This is a genomic window from Luteibacter sp. P4_D7_3 (genome assembly GCF_056401735.1).
This window is the reverse complement of record NZ_JBFUIT010000436.1, coordinates 1-2,597: the sequence shown is the minus strand read 5'-3', so window position 1 is coordinate 2,597 and position 2,597 is coordinate 1. Positions and strand designations below refer to the sequence as shown.

5 protein-coding genes are annotated in these 2,597 nt (G+C 65.1%); 2 read left to right on the top strand and 3 right to left on the bottom strand.

Annotation, left to right across the window (positions count from 1 at the left end; all coding sequences use genetic code 11):
• Positions 1–287: murein L,D-transpeptidase catalytic domain-containing protein (locus AC1DSN_RS21180; RefSeq protein WP_477332695.1), on the top strand; the 287-nt coding region annotated here is incomplete at its 5' end.
• Positions 288–339: 52 nt separating this feature from the next.
• Positions 340–771, top strand: coding sequence for a hypothetical protein (locus AC1DSN_RS21175; protein WP_063572607.1), 432 nt, complete (start codon positions 340–342; stop codon positions 769–771).
• Here AC1DSN_RS21175 and AC1DSN_RS21170 read toward each other — a convergent pair.
• The 3 genes from AC1DSN_RS21170 to AC1DSN_RS21160 are packed head-to-tail and all read right to left on the bottom strand — an operon-like array spanning position 752 to position 2,313.
• On the bottom strand, positions 752–1,459 hold the full coding sequence (locus tag AC1DSN_RS21170; RefSeq protein ID WP_477294678.1) for an SOS response-associated peptidase: 708 nt from the start codon (positions 1,457–1,459) through the stop codon (positions 752–754). The genes AC1DSN_RS21175 and AC1DSN_RS21170 overlap by 20 nt on opposite strands.
• A 22-nt stretch (positions 1,460–1,481) precedes the next feature.
• Complete coding sequence (locus AC1DSN_RS21165) at positions 1,482–1,871, bottom strand: hypothetical protein (RefSeq protein WP_477294680.1); 390 nt, start codon at positions 1,869–1,871, stop codon at positions 1,482–1,484.
• A gap of 37 nt (positions 1,872–1,908) precedes the next feature.
• Positions 1,909–2,313 (bottom strand): hypothetical protein, encoded by a 405-nt coding sequence (locus tag AC1DSN_RS21160; RefSeq protein ID WP_477294682.1) that lies wholly within the window; start codon positions 2,311–2,313, stop codon positions 1,909–1,911.
• Between the last annotated feature and the right edge of the window lie 284 nt (positions 2,314–2,597).

Genomic DNA, 2,597 nt, shown 5'->3' with positions numbered 1-2,597 from the left:
AGGCCGGTGTGAACGACCAGGCGCTGGCCCGGGCCATCGTGATCCACGGCGCTGCCTATGTGAACGAGGCCATGGCGAAGGTCGCGGGTCGCATTGGTCGCAGCTGGGGCTGCCCGGCCGTCCGTATCGCGATCGCGCACCAGTTGATCGACGCCCTCAAGGGCGGACAGATGGTGTTCTCCTACTACCCCGATAAACGCTGGCTTGCCTCGTCCGGCTACCTCAAATGCACGAACGGCCAGCTGGCACACGTCGAAGCCAATGCGATCGCTCGCGCCGGTGGCTGATGGCAAGCGTCCGAACCCGCTAGAATCCCGGGACCTAACCGTGGAATCCAGCATGAAACACGTTCTTGCGATCGCCGCCACCGTCCTCCTCGCCGGTTGTGCCACCAGCGGCATGAAGGACACCTTGCCCAAGCTCAGCAGCAAGTCGGACAAGACCGTGACGGCCTACGTGCAGTGCGTGTTGCCCAAGTGGCAGGCGCTGGCGCCCGATGCCAAGGGCGACGCGAAGGACGCCAAGGGTACGGTCACGGCCAGCAAGGATGGCTCTTATGAGCGCCTGGAAATCACGGCCAACGGTTCCGGTTCGCAGGTCGTGATGTACGAACTGAAGAAGCCGAAGAGCGACTACAACAGCAGCTATCGCGACGAAGCGATCTCATGCCTCTCGTCGGCTGCCCCCGCGGCGCCGATAGCTCCCGCGGCACCGGTTGCCCCCGTCGCACCGGCTGCTCCGTCGTCGTCGGCTACGCCTCCGGCCCAGTAACCGGGAGCTCGATGGGCTCGACCAGTTCGGGCCCATTGTTTTTTGGCGAGCTGACCGCCTTCGTCACGGGGTAGTGGACGAGGTCCGGTTCGTTAGCAGCATCCAGCAGCGCGACGGCCTTGTCGGGCGCTGCAAATAGCCAGTCTTCCCAGGCATCCGGCGCGAGAATCACCGGTTGCCGGTCGTGGATGTCGCCGCCGATCTTGCCGGGTTCACCGGTGATGATGGTGTACGTGCGCAGCGGTTGGTTGTCCGCGTCGCGCCAGGTTTCCCATAAGCCCGCGAACAACATCAGGCTGCCGTCGGGCGGCCGGATGAAGAACGGCTGCTTGTGACCTTTCTCGCCCTGCCACTCGTAGTACCCCGATGCGGGAATGAGGCAGCGCCGACGACGCATGGCGGCACGGAAGGCGGGCTTGGCGGCGATGCCTTCGCGGCGTGCATTGATCAGCTTCGCTCCGATGCTCATGTCCTTCGCCCAGGAAGGAATGAGCCCCCATCGGTGCAGACCCACGTGCAGTTCGGCATTTTCCGCCGTGACCACGAGTGCGCGCTGGGTAGGTGCGATATTGAAGTGATCGTCGCGCTGGTTGATCTCGCTGGTCAGGTCCAGCTCGAGGCGCTCGAGCACCTCGCGGGCATCGCGCGACATGCTTACCGGGCCATAGGTGGCATAGCGTCCGCACATGTCAGCGGCGTCGATGTGTCCGTCAGGCGACCGGCCGTGCCAGGCGGGCCCGTTCGACGGCGTCGAGCAATTGCTCGCGGTCGAAGGGCTTGACGAGGAACACGGCCGAACGCGGTGCCGGCTCGAGGTCTTCCGGCAACCGGCTCGATACGATCACGATGGCGGTGTCCGGCCGATCGCGAAGCGCGGCATTGAGCAGTTCCCTGCCACGCCGCTCGCCCGGGGTGTCTGCGTGCACCACCATCAGGACCAGCTCGCTCATTTCCTGGAAGGCCCGCCGGGCCTCCCGATAGGTCACCGTCGCCCGGGTCTGGTAGCCGGCATCCTCGAGGACCATGGCCACCGTCTCGGCCACCATGCTCGCCCGATCGAAGACCAGGGCGGAGGGAGTGGCTGACGGTTTGGAGTTCATGGGCGGATTCTATCCCTCCCAGACTGTCCGTGGGGTGTCAGCCCGTGGGTTCCCGCGGCGACCAGGCGCCGTTGATCGTCTTGACCCGCGCCATCAGTTCGCGAACCTCCTGGTTGCGATCGGCGACGCGCTGCTCCTCCGCCGCCTTTTGCGCGGCGAAGTCCTGATTGGTGCCCTGCACGGCGTCGTTAACCAGGCGACAGGTCTCCTCGACGTTGCTGGCGCGGGTGTGAAAACCCAGCCGGTCGGCGAGGATTTCCATCTTCAGCCCCGGGTGGGTCTGTTCGAGGGCGCGGGCGCGGACGATGAAGAACTGCTGCCAGTCGCGCTCGGGTGCGCCGCTGAGCACGGCCTCGACACGGGGAATGTCAGGACGGTCGAATTGCTCGGTGTCGTCGATCGCTTCAAACGATTCGATGTCGATCCAGTCTCGGCTGGCCATGGGCGCTTCCTTAGGAGTGTGGCGCGGGATTGTTGGCGGGCGGGTGTCTACGCGGCGTGGCGGCGCTGATGCGGGTGCGTATTCACAGATCGTGCACGGGCGGAAACCAATGCTCTTCACATTCCCCGTGGAGCCACTCCCATGCGTTATCTCGCCCTTGCCGGCGTCGTGCTGCTCGCCGGCTGCGCCACCCAGAACCAGCGCCACGTCGGCATACACGACGTCCTTTCGAGCACCACGTTCTCGAATCAGGACACGACCGATGGCGACGCGACGCTCAATAT

Excerpts from the sequence above, each read along its gene's own strand:
- AC1DSN_RS21170 (WP_477294678.1), bottom strand. The coding sequence starts at position 1,459 with ATGTGCGGACGCTATGCCACCTATGGCCCGGTAAGCATGTCGCGCGAT.
- AC1DSN_RS21175 (WP_063572607.1), top strand. The coding sequence starts at position 340 with ATGAAACACGTTCTTGCGATCGCCGCCACCGTCCTCCTCGCCGGTTGT.
- AC1DSN_RS21165 (WP_477294680.1), bottom strand. The coding sequence starts at position 1,871 with ATGAACTCCAAACCGTCAGCCACTCCCTCCGCCCTGGTCTTCGATCGG.
- AC1DSN_RS21160 (WP_477294682.1), bottom strand. The coding sequence starts at position 2,313 with ATGGCCAGCCGAGACTGGATCGACATCGAATCGTTTGAAGCGATCGAC.